Annotated in this window: 15 protein-coding genes and 1 rRNA gene; 10 read left to right on the forward strand and 6 right to left on the reverse strand. The window is 69.4% G+C overall.

Translation table 11 applies throughout. The features are described from left to right. Positions 1-75 precede the first annotated feature (75 nt). The 4 genes from RM609_RS26580 to eccCa all read right to left on the reverse strand — a co-directional run bounded on the left by RM609_RS26580 (position 76) and on the right by eccCa (position 8,056). Positions 76-1,182 (reverse strand): hypothetical protein, encoded by a 1,107-nt coding sequence (locus RM609_RS26580; protein WP_311614101.1) that lies wholly within the window; start codon positions 1,180-1,182, stop codon positions 76-78. Then, on the reverse strand, positions 1,182-3,515 hold the full coding sequence (locus tag RM609_RS26585; RefSeq protein ID WP_311614102.1) for a hypothetical protein: 2,334 nt from the start codon (positions 3,513-3,515) through the stop codon (positions 1,182-1,184). Before RM609_RS26585 ends, RM609_RS26580 begins: the two co-directional genes overlap by 1 nt. Before the next feature lie 17 nt (positions 3,516-3,532). Further along, positions 3,533-3,979 carry a hypothetical protein gene (locus tag RM609_RS26590; protein WP_311614103.1) on the reverse strand — a complete coding sequence of 149 codons (447 nt, stop codon included), beginning with the start codon at positions 3,977-3,979 and terminating at the stop codon, positions 3,533-3,535. 126 nt (positions 3,980-4,105) lie between these two features. Then, positions 4,106-8,056: a type VII secretion protein EccCa gene (eccCa, locus tag RM609_RS26595; protein WP_311614104.1), complete on the reverse strand. Its 3,951-nt coding sequence runs from the start codon at positions 8,054-8,056 to the stop codon at positions 4,106-4,108. Positions 8,057-8,274: 218 nt separating this feature from the next. Here eccCa and eccD point away from each other — a divergent pair, with 218 nt between their 5' ends. From eccD to RM609_RS26625, 6 genes are all read left to right on the forward strand, one after another. After that, on the forward strand, positions 8,275-9,717 hold the full coding sequence (gene eccD, locus RM609_RS26600; RefSeq protein ID WP_311614105.1) for a type VII secretion integral membrane protein EccD: 1,443 nt from the start codon (positions 8,275-8,277) through the stop codon (positions 9,715-9,717). A 207-nt stretch (positions 9,718-9,924) separates the two neighbouring features. Then, positions 9,925-10,212 (forward strand): 30S ribosomal protein S15, encoded by a 288-nt coding sequence (gene rpsO, locus RM609_RS26605; RefSeq protein WP_311614106.1) that lies wholly within the window; start codon positions 9,925-9,927, stop codon positions 10,210-10,212. 255 nt (positions 10,213-10,467) lie between these two features. Further along, positions 10,468-12,687 carry a polyribonucleotide nucleotidyltransferase gene (locus RM609_RS26610; RefSeq protein WP_311614107.1) on the forward strand — a complete coding sequence of 740 codons (2,220 nt, stop codon included), beginning with the start codon at positions 10,468-10,470 and terminating at the stop codon, positions 12,685-12,687. Next, positions 12,684-14,063, forward strand: coding sequence for a M16 family metallopeptidase (locus tag RM609_RS26615; protein ID WP_311614108.1), 1,380 nt, complete (start codon positions 12,684-12,686; stop codon positions 14,061-14,063). Before RM609_RS26610 ends, RM609_RS26615 begins: the two co-directional genes overlap by 4 nt. Before the next feature lie 54 nt (positions 14,064-14,117). Continuing rightward, on the forward strand, positions 14,118-14,870 hold the full coding sequence (dapB, locus tag RM609_RS26620) for a 4-hydroxy-tetrahydrodipicolinate reductase (protein ID WP_311614109.1): 753 nt from the start codon (positions 14,118-14,120) through the stop codon (positions 14,868-14,870). Positions 14,871-14,874: 4 nt separating this feature from the next. Continuing rightward, positions 14,875-15,336, forward strand: coding sequence for a hypothetical protein (locus tag RM609_RS26625; RefSeq protein ID WP_311614110.1), 462 nt, complete (start codon positions 14,875-14,877; stop codon positions 15,334-15,336). 77 nt (positions 15,337-15,413) lie between these two features. Here RM609_RS26625 and RM609_RS26630 read toward each other — a convergent pair whose 3' ends face one another. Next, a complete protein-coding gene (locus tag RM609_RS26630; RefSeq protein WP_311614111.1) occupies positions 15,414-16,019 on the reverse strand; it encodes an SCO5741 family PH domain-containing membrane protein in 606 nt (201 codons plus the stop codon). A gap of 76 nt (positions 16,020-16,095) precedes the next feature. Next, complete coding sequence (locus tag RM609_RS26635; protein WP_126916375.1) at positions 16,096-16,338, reverse strand: hypothetical protein; 243 nt, start codon at positions 16,336-16,338, stop codon at positions 16,096-16,098. Positions 16,339-16,591: 253 nt separating this feature from the next. On the opposite strand from RM609_RS26635, the gene thyX reads away from it, so the two are divergent. From thyX to RM609_RS26655, 4 genes are all read left to right on the forward strand, one after another. Next, complete coding sequence (gene thyX / locus RM609_RS26640; protein WP_311614112.1) at positions 16,592-17,332, forward strand: FAD-dependent thymidylate synthase; 741 nt, start codon at positions 16,592-16,594, stop codon at positions 17,330-17,332. A gap of 195 nt (positions 17,333-17,527) precedes the next feature. Next, positions 17,528-18,427 carry a 4-hydroxy-tetrahydrodipicolinate synthase gene (gene dapA, locus RM609_RS26645; RefSeq protein ID WP_311614113.1) on the forward strand — a complete coding sequence of 300 codons (900 nt, stop codon included), beginning with the start codon at positions 17,528-17,530 and terminating at the stop codon, positions 18,425-18,427. A gap of 105 nt (positions 18,428-18,532) precedes the next feature. After that, positions 18,533-20,218 (forward strand): ribonuclease J, encoded by a 1,686-nt coding sequence (locus RM609_RS26650; RefSeq protein ID WP_311614114.1) that lies wholly within the window; start codon positions 18,533-18,535, stop codon positions 20,216-20,218. A gap of 511 nt (positions 20,219-20,729) precedes the next feature. Then, positions 20,730-20,933: ribosomal RNA gene (locus tag RM609_RS26655) — 16S ribosomal RNA — on the forward strand; the annotation flags it as partial.

The raw sequence follows: 20,933 nt of genomic DNA on the forward strand, positions 1-20,933 counted from the left end.
TCACCCTGTGCCTGGTCTGTCATGTTTCCCGTGTTCCGGTGTTGGGAGAGCGGATGTTGCCCTGCTCCGTTCAAGTCACGCCGCAGTACGATCGCATCTCAGCGACTTGGACACCGCCAGCGTGAACTGATCGAAAAGGTCCCGTTCAGGGACGAGATTCGCCCTGGCTCGGTCGAGGTCCGCAGGGGCTTTGCCGCCGTCTGGATAGGCGAGGTGCGCCAGCGTCTTCGTGGCGTCACAGTTCAGCAATGTGGTTGAGGGAGGCGCTTCCTTCGTGGACCGGGAGCGCTGTCGCTCGTACTCGGCGATCAATTGTTGATTCTGGGTGATGGTGAATGCTGCGAAACCCGCGCTCTCTTGGCCCCGGGAGTCTTCTTCGGGGGTTGTGAGTACACAACTCCACATGCGGTAGTCACTTCCGGACACCGTGTTATGGACGTATTGCGCGTGTGTCCGAGTGAGTGGGGCGAAACCGGTCAACCCGCAAACCCCCTCTGGGTTTACGTCCTGAGGCGTGGGCAGGGAGGGCGGCGAGGACGCGGCCTGGAAGGCTGGTGTGGAGCAGCCGAGCTTTTCGGCCAGACCGGTGGCCGTCTTCATGAGGGCTGCGGTCACGCGCCGGCGGGTTTCCTCGGGGCCCCACTCCTTCTCCTGGCCGTCCCTGAGGTCGATGGAGACCTTGACGGGATTTCCGCCGCTCGCCGCATTTCGGGTGCATGCATCAGGCAGCCACACCGCGGCGTTCTTGTTTCCGGTCCACCCGTTGAGGCTGTTACCCAGGGGAAAGTGGTCACGGTATAGCTGAGGGCCTTCCGAGAACGACCGGACGCCGTACGGCCAGATCTTCTCCGCCCCGCCGTACTCGACAACGAACGCCAGCGGGTCCAAGAGATCGTCGCGCGGAGTCTTCGGCGTCGTCGAGACGAGGCACTTCTGCGTCCGGGTGAGATCGAGGGGGCCGTTTCCGTCGTACGTGGCGTAGTCGGGTGTGGGGCTTTTGAGGAGCGAATCGGCGTCCTGCCGGGAAAGAGTCTCCCAGCACATGCTCCGCTGAGGTGCCGTGGTCTCCCAGGGCCTGGAGACGGCGAAGGCGACTGCGCCGGCCGCGACGATCAGTGCCAGTACGGCGACCGCCAGTTTTCTTCGCCTCGGAGATGTCGACGAAGAACTGCGATGGAACATCAGTTGACACCGCCCGTGCTTCGCCCGGCACGCCCGATACCGTCCGCGTAGCTGCTGTCGGCCCCGAGCAGGAGATCCTGCCCGCGCGTGCCCGTTGCGATGAGCTCCTTCGACGGGACGCCGAGGGCGTCGGCATGTTTGCTGATCATCTTCTCGAGCTCCCGCTGGCCGCCGACGTACTGGGAGATCAGCTGGTCTGTGCTGTCCGCCGTGACCTTGTCGTTCAGATGGTTCGCATACTCGGAGGTCCCTACGTCCACCAAACGCTGAATTCCGTCTCCGGCATAAGGAATGAGAGTGAGGGGAGCGCCAAGCACATGGTAATTGATCTTGGAGTTCCAGTTGTTACGGAATATCTCACTGTTCTGGTGGTCGCTGATGACGTCGGCCTTGATGCGATCCAGCGCACCGAGCGTTCTGCCCGCTTCGGTCACGTGCCCCATGGCGGTGTCATCGCCCTGAGGCCTGCCGAGGAAGTCGCCCCGGCTCATTCCGTGGATTCTCTCGGCCGCTTCGGCGCTCTGCGAATGGTGAATGATATGGAACGCGGAGCCGTCTTCCGAGGCGGCTCTGATGAACTGGGTGAGGCCGGCCCGGTCAATGTGTGCCCGGCCCGGGTCCGAGTCCAGGCTGCCGATGTCTCCGCCCTTGCCCAAAATGTCGTGGACATCCGATGGATAATCGGCGAGCACATGGGCCATATTCTGGCGGATGTTCTCCGGCATGCCGCTCTGATTGGCCTTGGTGAGTTCGCCGTATTTCGTTGCGATCTCCTCGAAGACCCGCGTCTGTGTTTCCGTGTGGTGCGGGTGGCTCTCCGTCGCGGCCTGGCCCGGAATGCGGCCCGTTGCCGCGCTCTGCAGGGCAGCTCCGAAGCCCTTGTGGCCGTCGTCGGTTTCGGCATCCGGGCCGTGGACTTCCCTCTGCCCGAGTATATCGACGGTGTCCCTGACGGCCCAGTCGCGCTTCTCGCGCAGATATTCGAACCTGTCGTTCTTCAGGTATGCACCCGTGCCGTCATTCGCGTCTCGGTCATAGATCGCGGCTTCGGGGTCGAAGAAGGCCGTGGCGGCGGCAGGGTTCTTGCTCATGATGCCCAGAGCGTGGTCTACCGGGTCGTGCGCGAACCAGTCCTGCTTCCTGCCCCCGAAGGGGCCGTAAAGATCCCAGATGTTCTTGTCCTTGCGCTCCGCTTTGATCATGTCGTCCGTCAGGTCCTGCATGAACTGTGCGTTGTAGTCGCCGCTGTTCTGCATCATCGTGACGAGCGCCTGGTATCCCCGGACCTTCTGCTCGTGTCCCTCGCCGATCCGCAGCCCGTCCGTGATGCCGTCGTAGTCGTATTTCCGCACACCTGCGGTCTTGAGGTCGTTCATCCACGACTTGTAGAACTTGCCGTCGGAACTGCCGAGCCAGTTCTTGTATTGCTCGTTGTATTCGAAGGTGCCCGGCTTGAGCGGCTTGCCGCCCTCGTTGAAGACAGGGACCCGGGTGGCTGTCGCGAGGGCTTCGGACATCCCCTTGTCGAGTGTCAGGTAGGCGTTCTTGTCGGCGACCGAGCCGTGGCTGACGGCGTTCACCCTGCTGGTGAATTTGATGAGGTTCTCGGGCCCGAGGCTGCTGAGGAGCGTCTGGCTGAACGCCTTGTCGTGGCTGTTGTCGCGGAAGAGGCGCTGCATCTCCGCCATGTCCTTGGCGTCGAGGTGGCCGGTGGAGTCGAGCTTGGTCGCCAGCTCGGCTGCCTCCCGAGCTTCGACCTTCTCGATGTCGCCTTCCGCCCGGGCGTTGAAACCGTTGAGGCCGCTGTTGAAGACATCGGTGTTCTGGACCGCACTCGTCAGTGCCAGCTTGACGCCCTGGTCCGCGTCGTCGAAGGCGCGGACTACGTCGGCTATGCGCTGGTTCCACGAATTCTCGGCCTTGGCGATCGCCGCTGGGGCATCGGGATCGTGCAGGACGGCGGGGTCGTCGCGCTTGGTCCAGGTCGCGCGCCCGTCGTCGCCGATCCGCATTCCGTCCTTCCCGGCATCGGCGATCACCGACTTCAGCTTCCCCCGCAACTCCGTGAACTGAGCATGGGCGTCCCGCAGCAAGGAGGCGAGCGCGCGGGCCTCCTTCGCCGCCGCCGTGTACTGGTCGTGCGTCAGCTGCATGGCCGACTTGCCCGCGAGGTTGGCCTGGCCGGTCCAGGAGCCGTCGGTGGCGATGGCCTTGACCTGGCTCTCGTAGTCCTTCTGCACGGACTCGAACTTCTTCGCCGCCGCGTCCCACTGCTCGGCCGCGGTCGTGAGGAGGGCGAGGTCCGTCGTCAGGACCTGGTGGTACGTGAGCATGGTGGTCCTGAGCCCCCTCAGTAGTTCGCTACGCGCGACGGGAAAGGAGGGTTGGCCGTCAGCGGGTCGCCGCCCGGCTTCAGGAGTGGGAACTGGCCTGCGATTCCCGCGTCCGTGCCGGTGAACAGCCGGGTCGTGCCGCTCAGAGCCGCCTTGTCGGCGGCGAGGCGGCCCTGGAGGGACTTCACCGACGCGCGCCAGCCCTTCAGGGCCGCGGTGATGCCGGCTCCCGTGGCCCAGTCCTGGAAGCCCCGCGCCGCGGCCTCGGACGTCTCGTCCGCCACCCGGCCGGCGGCTTGCGAGTCCGGTTCTATGTGCTGTTCCAGGGCCGATACGGCTGACCGTTTCTTCGCGGCCGAGGAAGAGAGATCCGGCCCCCCACCGGCGCCGCCCGGCACCCCGTTCAGCCGCGTCCGTGCCACCGCGTCGGCGCGCAGCTCTGCCCACTCGTTCTCGAACGTCACGATCCCCCCAGATCGTCGCCAAGTCGCCTGTACGACAAGGCATTCGTACGTTCGAAGCTAACAAGGGGGGCGCATGTGACGCACCCCCCTTGTTGATCTCTTGGCGGATTCCTGCCGCCCGCCCGCCTACGGCTGCTCCGGCACCCACCCCACCTGCACCAGCGGCGTCCCCCGCTTGCGCGAGACGAAGTAGCCCCGGCCCGGCGGCATCGGGCGCGGGCGGACGCCGCCGAGGATGTCGCCCTCGCCCGGGTCGCCGGACAGGACGACGCCCTGCGCGCCCAGCTCCTTCACCCGCTGCATAAAGGGTTCGAACATGGAGCGCGACGCGCCCGCCGAGTTCCGCGCGACGATGAAGTGGACACCCACGTCGCGCGCGAACGGCAGGTTCTCCGTCAGCACCGCCAGGGGGTTCCCGCCGCCTCCCGTGGCGACGAGTTCGTAGTCGTCGACGATGACGAAGAAGCGCGGGCCCGACCACCAGCTGCGGTCCCGCAGCTGCTGCGGGGTGACGCCGGGCTGAGGTGCGCGGCGTTCCATCAGGCCGTTGAGGGCGTTGGCGTGGAGGGTGAGGGACGAGGCGATCGGGGCGTACTCCAGGAGGTGGGTGTCCGGGATGACGTCCAGCAGGGAGCGCCGGTAGTCGCCGACGACGATCTTCGCTTCGTCCGGGCCGTAGCGCGCGGTGAGCTGCTTGGCGATCAGGCGCAGCAGCGCCGTCTTGCCGGATTCGCTCTCGCCGAGGACGAGGAAGAAGGGGTCGGTCTCGAAGTCGACGAAGACGGGTTCCAGGCTGGTCTCGTCGAGGCCGATGGCCACGCCGCGCTCCGGGAACTCGGAGCCCTTCGGCAGTTCGTCGGCCCGCAGCATGCGCGGCAGCAGCCGGACGCGCGGGGCGCTGGGCCCGGTCCAGGCGGCGCCGACCGCCGTGAGCAGGTCGGCCGTCGCGTCCGTCAGCGTCGCCGGGTCGCTGCCGCCGTCGATCCGGGGCTGGCCGGCCATGAAGTGGAGCTTCTCGGGGAGCTGGCCGCGCCCGGGGACGCCGGCCGGGACGTTGGCGGCGACCTTGCGGTCGAACTCCGAGTCCATCGTGTCGCCGAGGCGCAGCTCCAGACGGCTGAGGAGCTGGTCCTTCAGGGCGGGGCGGACCTCCATGTTGCGGGAGGCGGTCACCACGACGTGGACGCCGTAGCCGAGGCCGCGCGCCGCGATGTCCGTGACGACGCCTTCCAGGAGCTCGTACTCCTGCTTGAAGCTGCCCCATCCGTCGACCAGGAGGAAGACGTCGCCCCAGGCCTCGTCGGCGAAGTCGCCGGCGGCCCTGCGCCGCCGGTAGGTGGCGATGGAGTCGATGCCCCGCGCGCGGAAGAACTCCTCGCGGCGGGCCAGGATGCCCGCGACCTCGGCGACCGTGCGGCGTACGCGCTCCGGGTCGAGGCGGGAGGCGACGCCGCCGACGTGCGGCAGGCCGTCGACGGCGCTCATGCCGCCGCCACCGAAGTCGAGTCCGTAGAACTGCACCTCGGCGGGGGTGTGGGTGAGGGCGAAGGAGGTGACCAGTGTGCGCAGCAGCGTCGACTTGCCCGACTGGGGGCCGCCGACGATGAGCATGTGGCCCGCCGCTCCCGAGAAGTCCCGGTGGAGGACGTCGCGGCGCTGCTCGAAGGGCTTGTCGACGATGCCCAGCGGCACCACGAGCCGGCCCTGGCGCGAGGGGTCGGAGGCCGTCAGGCCCCGGCCCGGGACCTCCGCCAGCGGCGGCAGCAGCTGGTCGAGGGACGGCGCCCGGTCCAGCGGGGGCAGCCACACCTGGTGGGCGGGCGGGCCCTGGCCCTCCAGCCGCCGTACGACCACGTCGAGGACGGTGTCGGTGAAGGTGTCGTCCCCCACCTGTGCCGAGGCCGAAACCAACGGAGCCGCGTACGTCACCGGCACCGGCGCCGCGGTGAAGAGCGCCGGGCGCCGCTCGACCGGCAGCGCCCCGCCGTCCGCGCCGGCCGGCCCGCCCGCCCGGTACGTGCCGGAGACGTACGCGGCCTTGAACCGGGTCATCTCGTCCGTGCCGAACTTCAGATAGCCCGACCCCGGCACCGTCGGCAGGTGGTAGGCGTCCGGCACGCCCAGCGCCGTACGCGACTCGGCGGCCGAGAACGTGCGCAGGCCGACGCGGTACGACAGGTACGTCTCCAGCCCGCGCAGCCGGCCCTCCTCCAGGCGCTGCGAGGCCAGCAGCAGATGGACGCCCAGGGAGCGGCCGATCCGGCCGATCTGGATGAACATGTCGATGAAGTCCGGCTTGGCCGTCAACAGCTCGCTGAACTCGTCGATCACCAGGACGAGTGAAGCCAGGGGCTCCAGGGCGGCGCCCGCGGCCCGCGCCTTCTCGTAGTCGTGGACGTTGGCGTAGTTGCCCGCCGACTTCAGCAGCTCCTGGCGGCGCTGGAGCTCGCCCGTGATGGAGTCGCGCATGCGGTCGACCAGGGTCAGGTCGTCGGCGAGGTTGGTGATGACGGCCGCGACGTGCGGCAGCCCGGACATCCCCGCGAAGGTCGCGCCGCCCTTGAAGTCCGCGAGGACGAAGTTCAGCGTCTCCGAGGAGTGGGTGACCGCGAGGCCCAGCACCAGCGTGCGCAGCAGCTCGGACTTGCCCGAGCCCGTGGCGCCCACGCACAGGCCGTGCGGGCCCATGCCGTCCTGCGCGGCCTCCTTCAGGTCGAGCATCACGGGCGCGCCGTCCTCGCCGACGCCGATCGGCACGCGCAGCCGCTCGGCGGGCGTGCGCGGCCGCCAGGTGCGGGCGACGTCCACCGCGCCGGCGTCGCCCAGCCCCAGCAGCTCCGTGAAGTCCCAGTTGGCCAGCAGCGGCTCGTCCTCCTCGCCACTGCCCGGACGCAGCGGCGCGAGCTGTCGCGCGAGCGCCTCGGCGGCCTCCGGGGACAGCGTGTCCGGCACCCCGTCGTACGCCGCCACCTGCGACCGCAGCCGCAGCGCGCCCGGCGCCACGCTGATGGCCAGCCCGCCCCGCAGCTCGTCCAGCCCGCCCGGCACGACCTCCACGACGGTGACGCCCTGCAAGCCCTCCGGCGAGGCGAAGAGCGAGTCCGGCGGCACCGCGGCGCCCTCCAGGAACAGCACCACGTGCGGCTGCTCCACCAGGGGACGGGTGTCACGGCCGAAGCGGGGACGCCCCTCCAGACGAGGCGCCAGCAGCTCCTCCAGCTCGCCGAGGTCGTCGCCGATCAGCCGGCGCGTGCCCGCCCCGTCGGCCGTGCCCGGCAGCTGCACGTGCGGCAGCCACTTCGTCCACTCCCAGCGGGCCGCCGCGCCGCGCCCGGCCACCACGGCGACGACCAGGTCCTCGGGGGAGTGCAGCGTGGCCAGCTGGGCGACGAGCGCCCGCGCGCAGCCGTGCACCGTGTCGGGGTCTCCCGAGAGGGTGACGTGGTAAAAGGCGCGCAGCGACACCGCCATGGGCAGCCCGTCCAGCGAGCCGTGCACGGCCAGGAAGCGCTGCATCGCGCCCGCCGTGAGCGGCTCCAGCTGGTCTATGGGCGCCGTCTCCGGGGCCACCAGCGGCGTCGCGAGCCGCTGCGCGCCCAGCCCGACGCGCACCTGCGCGAAGTCGTCGTCGGCGGTCCGCCGCTCCCAGACGCGGGACCCCTCGGCGACCACCGACCACAGCTGGTCGGGGGAGGGGTGGAGATAGAGCTGGGCGTCGCGCTGCGCCCGCGCCGTGCGCCGCACGGTGCGCCGGGTCTGCGCGAGGTATCTGAGGTAGTCGCGGCGCGCGTCCGCCATCTGCCCCTGCGTGCCCTGGCGGTGCCGCACGACCATGGCGACGGTCATCCCGAGCGTCGACATCATCATCAGGACGCCCATGATCTTCATCATGGGGTTGGCGCCCGGCATGAAGAAGTAGACCATCGACGAGGCCATGCCCAGCGTGGGGAGCAGCTGCATCAGGAAGCCCTCCTGACGGCCGCGCGGCAGCTCCGGAGGAGCCTCCAGCCGCAGTTCCTCGCTCGGCAGCTCGGGCGGCAGGGCCCGAGGCTGGCGTTTGACGACGACCTGGGTCACGGAACGGCTCAACCCCTCTGCACCGAGGGGCCGTTTCCCGCCCGGCACCCCTGTGGCCCCGGCCGCCCCTCGCGAGACGGTGATCCTATCGGCGTATGGGAGTTCGCCCCCGGTAGGGTGACCAGCCGCGAGTGCCACCGTTGGTGACCACCCGTCGGCCAAACATCTGAATCAGCAGCAAATTAAGACACCACCGACAGCATCAGGGAGCAATCCGGGTGAGTACGTCCGCCACGACCGGCTTCTGCCGGGTGACCGTCGTCGCGCCCGACAGCCGCGTCGACGTCGCCCTCCCCGAGGACCTCCCCGTCGCCGACGTCCACCCCGAGATCCTCCGGCTGACCGGAGGCGCCCAGCCCGTGGGCGCCCCCACCGGCTACCACCTCGTCCGCCGCGACGGCACCGTCCTCGACGGCGCCCGCACCCTCGTGGCCCAGCGCGTCCTCGACGGCGAGATCCTCACCCTCCGCCCGTTCGCGGAATCCCTGCCGCCCGCCGTCCACGACGACGTCTCCGACGCCGTGGCCACGGCCGTCACCGGCGACCGCGCCCTGTGGAACACCGGCATGCTGCGCGCCGCGGGCCTCACCGGCGCCGCCCTGCTGCTCGTCCTCCTGGGCCTCGTCCTCTGGTACGCCGACCCCGTGCGCCACGACACCCACGGCCTGCCCGGCATCGTCGCCGGTGCCGTCGCCGTCCTCCTGACCGCCTACGCGGGCGTACGGGCCCGGGTCTACGGGGACCGCGGCTCGGCCGTCGCCCTGGGCCTGGCGGCCGTACCGCACCTGCTGATCGCCGGGTCCGGCGTCATCGGCCCCGCCGCGGGCCAGGGCGCGGGACGCCTCCAGTTCCTGCTCGGCTGCGCGACCGTCCTGATCGCCTCCGTCGTCCTCGTCGCCGTCACCCCCCGTGGCGACGCCCCCTTCGTCGCCACTGTCGTGACCTCCGCCACCGGCGTCCTGGCCACCTTCGGGATGATCCTCACCGGCGCCGTGCCCTCCGCCGCGGCCGCCGTCTGCGCCGTCGTCGCGATCGGCGCCCTCGCCTTCCTCCCCGCCCTCTCGGCCCGCGCCGCCCGGCTGCCCATCGGCTACACGGCGCCCCGCGCCGCCGGCGACGACCTGGACGAGCCCCGGAGCGGCGCCGACACCGTGCCCGTCGACGCCGAGCGCGTCGCCGCGCGGGCCCGCCGGGGCCACGAGCTGCTGCTCGGCCTCGTGGGCGGCTGCTCGGCCGTCGTCGTCGGCTCGGCCGCCGTCCTCTCCTTCTCCACCGGCCCCTGGGCCCCGGCCCTCGCCCTCGCCGCCGGGCTCGCCATGACCCTGCGCGCCCGGCTCTTCCGCTACACCTCGCAGGTCGCCACCGTCCTCGGCGCGGGGCTTGCCGGGCTCGCCCTGCTCGTCCTCGGCCTGGCCCTGCGCCCGCTCTCCGGTGCCCACGGCGGCGCCTCCGACATCAGTACGGTCTGGATCACCGTGGCCGTCGCCGCCGTGGCGGCCCTGCTCACCGCCGTCGCGCTGATCATCCCCAGCAAGGGGCTGTCACCCTTCTGGGGGAGAGCCTCCGACATGGTCGAGAGCGCCGTCCTGCTCGCCCTCGTCCCCCTCTGCCTCGCCGTTCTCGACGTCTACGCGAGGGCGCGCGGCCTCGCGGGCAGCTGACCTGCGCGGGGCCGTGCCCCAGGGCCGGAATCAGGCCCCCGGGCTGGTACTGTGTCCAGTGGCCGTTTGTGTACGCGCCTCCGGAACGCCCGCCAGGGCATCTGGGGACAGCGCCCAGCGGACCCCGCCTCCCGAGTAACGGAAGCTCTCCTGAGATAGAGACCAGGGGCACTCGGTGGCCAAAACGAGACATCAGAAGGAGTACGCGTGTCGCTCGACGCCGCTACGAAGAAGCAGATCATGGCCGAGTTCGCCACCAAGGAGGGCGACACCGGCTCCCCCGAGGTCCAGGTCGCGCTGCTCACCCGCCGCATCTCCGACCTGACGGGTCACCTCAAGACCCACAAGCACGACCACCACTCCCGTCGTGGTCTGCTGATCCTGGTCGGCCAGCGTCGCCGTCTGCTTCAGTACCTGGCCAAGAAGGACATCACGCGCTTCCGCGCCCTGGTCGAGCGCCTCGGCATCCGCCGCGGTGCCGCGGGCGCCAAGTAAGACGCCATGAAGGGGGCGGTTCCCACATCCTGGGGGCCGCTCCCTTTGCGTATCTCGTGGGACGCAGAAGCTTTGTAATCTGGATCCCACAACGCGAAACCGTATGAGGAGGAGCGCTCCGCTCGCCGCCGGTCCTCGGTAGTGGCCCCCGGATCAGGGAATCCGGGTGCTTCGATCGAAGACCGGCCAGCCGAGACGCCCCTCCGCCAACGTCACCGCCACACGGGCGGTGACGCAGAAGAGGAGATATCCCTGGTGGAGAACGAGACCCACTACGCCGAGGCCGTCATCGACAACGGCGCCTTCGGCACCCGCACCATCCGCTTCGAGACCGGCCGTCTGGCCCGTCAGGCCGCCGGCTCCGCCGTGGCCTACCTGGACGACGACACCATGGTGCTGTCGGCCACGACCGCGTCGAAGAGGCCCAAGGACCAGCTCGACTTCTTCCCCCTCACGGTGGACGTCGAGGAGCGGATGTACTCGGCCGGCAAGATCCCCGGCTCCTTCTTCCGCCGTGAGGGCCGCCCCTCCGAGGACGCGATCCTCACCTGCCGTCTGATCGACCGCCCGCTGCGCCCGTCCTTCAAGAAGGGCCTGCGCAACGAGATCCAGGTCGTCGCCACGGTCATGGCCCTCAACCCGGACCATGTCTACGACGTCATCGCGATCAACGCCGCCTCCTGCTCCACGCAGCTGGCCGGCCTGCCCTTCTCCGGCCCGGTCGGCGGCGTCCGCGTCGCGCTGATCAAGGGCCAGTGGGTGGCCTTCCCGACCCACACCGAGCTCGAGGACGCCGTCTTCGACATGGTGGTCGCGGGCCGCACCCTGGAGGACGGCGACGTCGCGATCATGATGGTCGAGGCCGAGGCCACCGAGAAGACCATCCAGCTCGTCAAGGACGGTGCCGAGGCGCCGACCGAGGAGATCGTCGCCGCCGGTCTCGACGCCGCGAAGCCCTTCATCAAGGTGCTCTGCAAGGCCCAGGCCGAGCTCGCCGCGAAGGCCGCCAAGCCGACCGCCGAGTTCCCGATCTTCCTCGACTACGAGGACGACGTCCTGGAGGCGCTGACCGCCGCCGTCCGCACCGAGCTGGCCCAGGCGCTCACCATCGCCGGCAAGCAGGAGCGCGAGGCCGAGCTGGACCGCGTCAAGGAGGTCGCTGCCGAGAAGCTGCTCCCGCAGTTCGAGGGCCGCGAGAAGGAGATCTCCGCCGCGTACCGCTCGCTCACCAAGGCCCTGGTCCGTGAGCGCGTCATCAAGGACAAGGTCCGCATCGACGGCCGCGGTGTCACCGACATCCGCACCCTCGCCGCCGAGGTCGAGGCCATCCCGCGCGTCCACGGCTCCGCCCTGTTCGAGCGCGGCGAGACCCAGATCCTGGGTGTCACCACGCTCAACATGCTCCGCATGGAGCAGCAGCTCGACACGCTGTCGCCGGTGACGCGCAAGCGTTACATGCACAACTACAACTTCCCGCCGTACTCCGTCGGCGAGACCGGCCGCGTCGGTTCGCCGAAGCGCCGCGAGATCGGCCACGGCGCCCTGGCCGAGCGGGCCATCGTGCCCGTGCTGCCGACGCGCGAGGAGTTCCCCTACGCCATCCGCCAGGTCTCCGAGGCGCTGGGCTCCAACGGCTCGACCTCCATGGGCTCGGTCTGCGCCTCCACCATGTCGCTGCTGAACGCCGGTGTGCCCCTGAAGGCCCCGGTCGCCGGTATCGCCATGGGCCTGATCTCCCAGGAGATCAACGGTGAGACCCACTACGTCGCCCTCACCGACATCCTCGGTGCGGAGGACGCCTTCGGCGACATGGACTTCAAGGTCGCCGGCACCAAGGAGTTCGTGACCGCCCTCCAGCTCGACACCAAGCTGGACGGCATCCCGGCCTCCGTCCTGGCCGCGGCCCTCAAGCAGGCCCGCGACGCCCGCCTCCACATCCTCGACGTGATGATGGAAGCGATCGACACGCCGGACGAGATGTCCCCCAACGCCCCGCGGATCATCACCGTCAAGATCCCCGTGGACAAGATCGGTGAGGTCATCGGCCCCAAGGGCAAGATGATCAACCAGATCCAGGAGGACACCGGCGCCGAGATCACGATCGAGGACGACGGCACCATCTACATCGGTGCCGCCGACGGCCCGGCCGCCGAGGCCGCCCGCGCCACGATCAACGGCATCGCCAACCCGACCATGCCGGAGGTCGGCGAGCGCTACCTGGGTACGGTCGTCAAGACCACCACCTTCGGTGCCTTCGTCTCCCTCATGCCGGGCAAGGACGGCCTGCTGCACATCTCGCAGATCCGCAAGCTGGCCGGCGGCAAGCGCGTGGAGAACGTCGAGGACGTTCTCGGCGTGGGCGCCAAGGTCCAGGTCGAGATCGCCGAGATCGACCAGCGCGGCAAGCTCTCCCTGATCCCCGTGATCGAGGGCGAGGACGGCGACGAGGCTGCTAAGGACGAGTCCGCCAAGTGACGTCCCGTAGTACACGGAAGACGGCCCGCCCCTCCTCGGAGGGGCGGGCCGTCGCCCGTACCCAAACGCTTCTCAAGGGCGAGAACGGCATCGGCACCGTCCGCCGGACCACCCTCCCGGGCGGTCTGCGCGTGGTCACCGAGACCCTGCCGTCCGTCCGCTCCGCGACCTTCGGCATCTGGGCGAACGTCGGCTCCCGCGACGAGACCCCGGCCCTCAACGGCGCCACGCACTACCTCGAGCACCTCCTCTTCAAGGGCACGGCCAAGCGCAGCGCCCTCGACATCTCCGCCGCCCTGGACGCGGTCGGCGGCGAGATGAACGCCTTCACGGCGAAGGAGTACACCTGCTACTACGCGCGGGTGCTCGACACCGATCTGCCGCTGGCCATCGACGTCGTCTGCGACATGCTCACCGGCTCGCTGATCGACCCGGCCGACGTCGACGCCGAGCGCGGGGTGATCCTCGAAGAGATCGCCATGACCGAGGACGACCCCGGCGACTGCGTCCACGACCTGTTCGCGCACACCATGCTGGGCGACACCCCCCTCGGCCGCCCGGTCCTGGGCACCGTCGACACGATCAACGCCCTGACCAGGGACCAGGTCGCCCGCTTCTACAAGAAGCACTACGACCCGACCCACCTGGTCGTGGCCGCCGCCGGCAACGTCGACCACGCCAAGGTCGTCCGCCAGGTCCGCGCCGCCTTCGAGAAGGCCGGCGCCCTGGGCCGTACGGACGCCGTGCCGATGGACCCCCGCGCCGGTGCGAAGACGATCCGCACGGCCGGCCGGGTGGAGGTGCTGGGCCGCAGGACCGAGCAGGCGCACGTCGTCCTCGGCATGCCCGGCATCTCCCGCGTCGACGAGCGCCGCTGGGCCCTCGGCGTGCTCAACACCGCCCTCGGCGGCGGCATGAGCTCGCGGCTCTTCCAGGAGGTCCGGGAGAAGCGCGGCCTCGCCTACTCCGTCTACTCCTACACCTCGGGCTTCGCCGACTGCGGCCTCTTCGGCGTCTACGCCGGCTGCCGCCCCAACCAGGTCCACGACGTGCTGCGGATCTGCCGCGACGAGCTGGACAAGGTCGCGAGCGAGGGCCTGTCGGACGAGGAGATCGGCCGCGCCATCGGCCAGCTCTCCGGCTCCACGGTGCTCGGCCTGGAGGACACGGGCGCGCTGATGAACCGCATCGGCAAGAGCGAGCTGTGCTGGGGCGACCAGATGTCGGTCTCCGACATGCTGGCCCGCATCGCCGCCGTGACCCCGGACGAGATCCGCGAGGTGGCCCGTGATGTCCTGGGGCAGCGTCCTTCGCTGTCCGTGATCGGCCCGCTGAAGGACAAGCAGGCCGCCCGCCTGCACGAGGCCGTTTCGTAAAACCGCCCCGGCCGGCAGCACCGCCGGCCGGGCACACAAGGGGAAGCAGGGACGATGAGCAAGCTGCGCGTGGCGGTCGTCGGCGCCAAGGGCCGGATCGGCTCCGAGGCCGTCCGGGCCGTGGAAGCCGCCGACGACATGGAGCTGGTGGCCGCGCTCGGCCGGGGCGACCGGCTGGAGGCCCTGACCGAGGCGGGCGCCCAGGTCGTGGTCGAGCTGACGCACCCGGACTCGGTGATGGACAACCTCGAGTTCTGCGTCCGCAACGGCATCCACGCCGTCGTCGGCACCACCGGCTGGACCGAGGACCGCCTCGCGAAGCTCACCTCCTGGCTGGAGGCGTCGCCGGAGACCGGCGTGCTCATCGCCCCGAACTTCTCCATCGGCGCGGTCCTCACCATGACCTTCGCCCAGAAGGCCGCCCGCTTCTTCGAGTCCGTCGAGGTCGTAGAGCTCCACCACCCCAACAAGGCGGACGCCCCCTCCGGCACCGCCACCCGCACCGCGCAGCTCATCGCCGCCGCGCGGCGCGAGGCCGGCTGCGCCCCCCAGCCCGACGCCACCACCACGGCCCTGGAGGGCGCGCGCGGCGCCGACGTCGACGGCGTGCCCGTCCACTCCGTCCGGCTGCGCGGCCTCCTCGCCCACCAGGAGGTGCTGCTCGGTGACACCGGTGAGACGCTCACCATCCGGCACGACTCGCTGCACCACAGCTGCTTCATGCCGGGCATCCTGCTGGGCGCCCGCCGCGTCGTCTCCACACCGGGCCTGACGTTCGGCCTGGAACACTTCCTGGACCTGGACTGAGCACGTGCGCGCAAAGATCGTCTACTTCGCCCTGGCCGCCGTCCTGGTCGTCTACTTCGTCCTGGTCGGCAGCCGTGGCGTGATGCTCATCCAGCAGGGCACCGTCATCACCGTCGCCTTCGGGCTGGCCGTGATGATCCTGCCGTTCATCGGGGCCTGGTTCCTGTACCGGACCACCAAGTTCGCCCGCGACGCCAACCGGCTGGCCCGCGAGCTCGAGGCCGAGGGCGGGCTCCCGGTCGACGAGCTCGTACGGACGCCCGGCGGACGGATCGACCGGGACTCGGCGGACGAGGTCTTCGCCCGCCGCAAGGACGAGACGGAGCGGACCCCGGGCGACTGGCGCTGCTGGTTCCGCCTCGCGGTCGCCTACCACGACGCCCGCGACACCCCCAGGGCCCGCAAGGCCATGCAGCGGGCGATCGCCCTGCACGACGGCAAACAGATCAGCGCCACGGGCGCCTGAGACGGCGAAGGGCCGGGGCACGAAGCCCCGGCCCTTCCGTCATCCGCCTGCCGCTACGGCGTGAACTACGCGGCGAACTACGCCGTAAACGTGGCCACCCGGTCCTCGACGGCGTCCGCCGCCATCGCGAAGGCCTGCGGCCGCCCCACGAAATCGGCGTTCCGGTCGGTCACCAGCACGGGCAGCGCCCCGCCGTCCGTACGCCGCACCACGAGCGCCTGCCCCTGCGCGGTACGCGGCGTCCCCACCACCCGCACCGGCTGCTGCACGGTCCGCACCTCGGCCACCTCGGCCCACGGCAACGTCACACCGCGCAGCATCCGCTGCTGACGCAGCCCCTGCGGGCTCACCCAGATGCCCGTACGCACCATCCGCACCGCGACCGTGATCAGCACGGCGGCGATCGCGAAGCAGACGCCCGCGCCGGGCAGGGCCCCCGCCGCGGCGATGATCACGCCGGACACCAGGACGTAGGCGGCCAGCAGAAGCAGCATCGCCGCGCCCCCCACCCGCAGCGGACCGGGGTGGTACGGGCGCCGCCAGCGGCGGTGGTCCTCGTACAGGTCCTCTGAGGCGAGGAGCGCGGCGATGGTGTCGGTCGCGCTCTTCTTCGTGGTCGTGGTCGTCTCGGTCGGTGTCGCGAGCTCGCCGTCGCGTTCGGCTGTCGAGAAGGGCAGGGGCACGACGGGTTCCTCATTCCGATACACACGGTCGAACGACTGTGCGCGGTGAGGGTACCCGCTGGGTAACGGCCCGGGCTCAGCGACCCGCGTTGGCCTCGGACTTCTGGCTGTGCCCGGGGTTCTGCTGACCCGTCTCCAGTGACGGCATTCCGAACAGCAGCGCGCCTATCAGCCCCGCGGCCACCGTCAGCCCCACCAGCGTCCGGCCGAGTAGCTCCGAACGACTGGCACCGCCTCGGGGCGGCGGGGTGACGTTGCTGCGGTAGCGCTCGGCCTCGGCGACGAAGGCGAACGGCACGGGCTCTCGCCGGCGGAACATGGTGGGCTCTCCTAGGAACCTCGAAAGTGTGCTGTCACATCTGAAGACGCTCGAAACGGGCAATGGGTGCCCGTTTCTCCATAACTTCTGTGAAAAATATCAACTGGTGTCCCGGGCCTTCCTGTGGCATCGGGCTTCCGGTCGATCCGGGGCGATCAGGAGCCCCGCCCCGGGCCGGTGTCGGCCCGTTGTCAGTGGTGGCCCTTAGGCTTGGCGGCGGCCAAGCACAGCAGCAAAAGGAAGGACCCCGCCGGTGAGCGACACCCCCACCGAGGATCTGAAGCCCAGGTTCCGCAGCGATGTGACCGTCGAGCTGGTCAAGCACAGCGCGGCCGACTCGGACGTGCTGTGGGCGGCCCGGGTCTCCACGGCCGGCGAGCAGTCCCTCGAAGAGATCACCAAGGACCCCGAGCGGTCCAAGGGGCTCATCAACTACCTGATGCGCGACCGTCACGGCAGCCCCTTCGAGCACAACTCGATGACCTTCTTCATCAGCGCCCCGATCTTCGTCTTCCGCGAGTTCATGCGGCACCGCGTCGGCTGGTCGTACAACGAGGAGTCCGGCCGCTACCGCGAGCTGGAGCCGGTCTTCTACGTCCCCGGGGACTCCCGCAAGCTGGTCCAGGAGGGCCGCCCGGGCAAGTACGTCTTCGTCGAGGGCACTCAGGCGCAGCACGAGCTCACCGGCCGCGCGATGGAGGACAGCTACCGCCAGGCGTACGAGGCGTACCAGGAGATGCTGGCCGCCGGCGTCGCCCGCGAGGTCGCCCGATCGGTCCTTCCGGTCGGCCTCTTCTCCTCGATGTACGCCACGTGCAACGCCCGCTCCCTGATGCACTTCCTCGGCCTGCGCACCCAGCATGAGCTGGCGAAGGTCCCCTCCTTCCCGCAGCGGGAGATCGAGATGGTGGGCGAGAAGATGGAGGCGGAGTGGGCCAAGCTCATGCCGCTCACCTACGACGCCTTCAACAAGAACGGTCGCGTCGCCCCGTAGGGCGCTCCGACCAGCGGTGACGCGCTGCTACCGGACCAGTGGGCAAGGTGTCCGGATTGCGGCGTTTCATTACCTTCATCTACGCTGAAAAAACGGACCCGGCACTGCTTGAACCCCCGAGCAGGCAGTGCCGGGATCCCTTTAGGCACTCCCCGAGGGGGTACCTCACGGTGAGCAACGAGTAGCGTGACCCTCATGGCTCCGACCTCCACACCGCAGACGCCCTTCGGGCGGGCCCTGACCGCCATGGTCACGCCCTTCACCGCCGAAGGCGCCCTCGACCTCGACGGCGCTCAGCGCCTCGCCGCCCACCTTGTGGACGCAGGCAACGACGGCCTTGTCGTCAATGGCACCACCGGTGAGTCCCCGACCACCAGCGATGCGGAGAAAGCCCAGCTCGTACGCGCCGTGGTCGAAGCGGTCGGAGACCGCGCCCACGTCGTCGCCGGAGCCGGCACCAACGACACCCGTCACAGCATCGAGCTGGCCCGCGCCGCCGAGCAGGCGGGCGCCCACGGCCTCCTCGTGGTCACGCCCTACTACAACAAGCCCCCGCAGGAGGGCCTGCGCCGTCACTTCACGGCGGTCGCGGACGCCACGGAACTGCCCGTGATGCTCTACGACATCCCCGGCCGCAGCGGCGTCGAGATCGAGACCGAGACGATGGTCCGCCTCGCCGAGCACCCGCGCATCGTGGCCAACAAGGACGCCAAGGGCGACCTCGGCGCGGCGAGCTGGGCCATGGCCCGCTCGGGCCTTGCCTGGTACTCCGGCGACGACATGCTCAACCTGCCGCTGCTGTCCATCGGCGCCGTGGGCTATGTCTCCGTCGTCGGCCACCTCGTCGCCACCGAGCTCCGCGCGATGTTGGAGGCGCACCGCTCCGGTGACGTCGACAAGGCCGCCGAGATCCACCGGCGCCTGCTCCCCGTGTACACGGGTATGTTCCGGACCCAGGGCGTGATCACCACCAAGGCCGCCCTCGCCCTCCAGGGCCTGCCCGCCGGCCCGCTGCGACTGCCTCTCGTCGGTCTCACGGACGAACAGACCGAGCAGCTCAAGAGCGATCTCGCCGCCGGCGGGGTACAGCTCTAACACCCAGACTTCAAAACTGAAGATCGACAAAAACTGCAAGTGCACGAATGTCATGCGCGCCATGTGTCCGGAGAGGCATGTGGCGTGCGTGGTGAGGAGAGTCTTTTGAGCCACCCGCACCCTGAACTCGGCGCGCCGCCGAAGCTCCCCAAGGGCGGCCTGCGCGTCACCCCGCTCGGCGGTCTCGGCGAGATCGGCCGCAATATGACGGTCTTCGAGTACGACGGCCGTCTGCTGATCGTCGACTGCGGAGTGCTTTTCCCCGAGGAGGAGCAGCCCGGAGTCGATCTGATCCTGCCGGACTTCTCGTCCATCAGGGACCGCCTCGACGACATCGAGGGCATCGTGCTCACGCACGGCCACGAGGACCACATCGGCGGCGTCCCCTTCCTGCTCCGCGAGAAGCCGGACATCCCCCTCATCGGCTCCAAGCTGACCCTCGCCCTGATCGAGGCCAAGCTCCAGGAGCACCGCATCCGCCCGTACACCCTCGAGGTCGCCGAGGGCGACCGCGAGCGGCTGGGCCCGTTCGACTGCGAGTTCATCGCGGTCAACCACTCCATCCCGGACGCCCTGGCCGTCGCCATCCGCACCCCCGCGGGCATGGTCGTGCACACCGGCGACTTCAAGATGGACCAGCTCCCGCTGGACGGTCGTCTCACCGACCTCCCTGCCTTCGCCAAGCTCGGCGAGGAGGGCATCGACCTGCTGCTGGTGGACTCCACCAACGCGGAGGTCCCCGGTTTCGTCCCGCCGGAGCGGGACATCTCCGGTGTCCTGCGCCAGGTCTTCGCGGGTGCGCAGAAGCGCATCATCGTGGCCAGCTTCGCCAGCCACGTCCACCGCATCCAGCAGATCCTCGACGCCGCCCACGAGTACGGGCGCCGGGTCGCCTTCGTCGGCCGCTCGATGGTCCGCAACATGGGCATCGCCCGCGACCTGGGCTATCTGCGGGTCCCGGCCGGTCTCGTCGTCGACGTCAAGACCCTCGACGACCTGCCGGACGACGAGGTCGTGCTCGTCTGCACCGGTTCCCAGGGCGAGCCGATGGCCGCGCTCTCGCGGATGGCCAACCGCGACCACCAGATCCGGATCGTCCGGGGCGACACCGTGATCCTCGCGTCGTCCCTGATCCCGGGCAACGAGAACGCGGTCTACCGCGTGATCAACGGCCTCACCCGCTGGGGCGCCAACGTCGTCCACAAGGGCAACGCCCGCGTGCACGTCTCGGGCCACGCCTCCGCCGGCGAGCTCCTGTACTTCTACAACATCTGCAAGCCGAAGAACCTGATGCCGGTCCACGGCGAATGGCGCCACCTGCGCGCCAACGCCGAGCTGGGCGCGCTGACGGGAATCCCGAAGGACCACATCGTCATCGCCGAGGACGGCGTCGTGGTCGACCTCGTGGACGGCAAGGCGAGGATCGTCGGCAAGGTGCAGGCCGGCTATGTGTACGTGGACGGCCTTTCGGTCGGTGACGTCACCGACGCCTCGCTCAAGGACCGCCGCATCCTCGGGGACGAGGGCATCATCTCCGTCTTCGTGGTCGTCGACAGCACGACCGGCAAGGTCGTCAGCGGCCCGCAGATCCAGGCCCGCGGTTCCGGCATCGAGGACGCGGCGTTCAACGCCGTCGTCCCGAAGATCGAGGAGGCCATCGCCAGGGCCGCCGCGGACGGCGTCGCCGAGCCCCACCAGCTCCAGCAGCTCGTCCGCCGCTCGGTGGGCAAGTGGGTGTCGGACAGCTACCGCCGCCGCCCGATGATCCTCCCGGTCGTCGTCGAGGTCTGACGCGGCATCAGCCGTATGGGCGGCCGCCCCGCTGCCGATTTGCATCGGGCGCGGCCGTCCAGTACGTTTACGGCTCCACCGCAGGGGAACGCCGAAGCACTTCGAGTGCGAGCGGAGCTCCCGGAAAGCGAGTGGAAATCCGGCTCAGAGAAATCTGATAAAGTCGGGGAAGCCCGGTCCGACAGGGCGCCAGAGAATGAAATCCGAACCGGAAACGGAACGGAAAACGGATCTGGTAAGGTTGGAAACACCGAAGGGAAGCCCGGAGGAAAGCCCGAGAGGGTGAGTACAAAGGAAGCGTCCGTTCCTTGAGAACTCAACAGCGTGCCAAAAGTCAACGCCAGATATGTTGACACCCCGTCCATCTCGATGGATGAGGTTCCTTTAAAAAAGTCCTTCCGTCGACTAGCTCGATGGGAGGCGCACACAGCGAGGACGCTGTGAACGACCGGGCCTATTCCGCCTGGTTGTTCCGCTCAACGCGAGTGTTTCACCGGATTACCGGTAATCATTCACGGAGAGTTTGATCCTGGCTCAGGACGAACGCTGGCGGCGTGCTTAACACATGCAAGTCGAACGATGAAGCCCTTCGGGGTGGATTAGTGGCGAACGGGTGAGTAACACGTGGGCAATCTGCCCTGCACTCTGGGACAAGCCCTGGAAACGGGGTCTAATACCGGATATTACCTGCCGAGGCATCTTGGCGGGTGGAAAG

Origin of the sequence: Streptomyces hesseae, from assembly GCF_031845785.1 — a bacterium.
Classification (GTDB): domain Bacteria; phylum Actinomycetota; class Actinomycetes; order Streptomycetales; family Streptomycetaceae; genus Streptomyces; species Streptomyces hesseae.

Coding starts and splice junctions, on each gene's coding strand:
- RM609_RS26580 (WP_311614101.1), bottom strand. CDS start 1,182: ATGTTCCATCGCAGTTCTTCGTCGACATCTCCGAGGCGAAGAAAACTG.
- RM609_RS26585 (WP_311614102.1), bottom strand. CDS start 3,515: ATGCTCACGTACCACCAGGTCCTGACGACGGACCTCGCCCTCCTCACG.
- dapB (WP_311614109.1), top strand. CDS start 14,118: ATGAGCAAGCTGCGCGTGGCGGTCGTCGGCGCCAAGGGCCGGATCGGC.
- RM609_RS26635 (WP_126916375.1), bottom strand. CDS start 16,338: ATGTTCCGCCGGCGAGAGCCCGTGCCGTTCGCCTTCGTCGCCGAGGCC.
- dapA (WP_311614113.1), top strand. CDS start 17,528: ATGGCTCCGACCTCCACACCGCAGACGCCCTTCGGGCGGGCCCTGACC.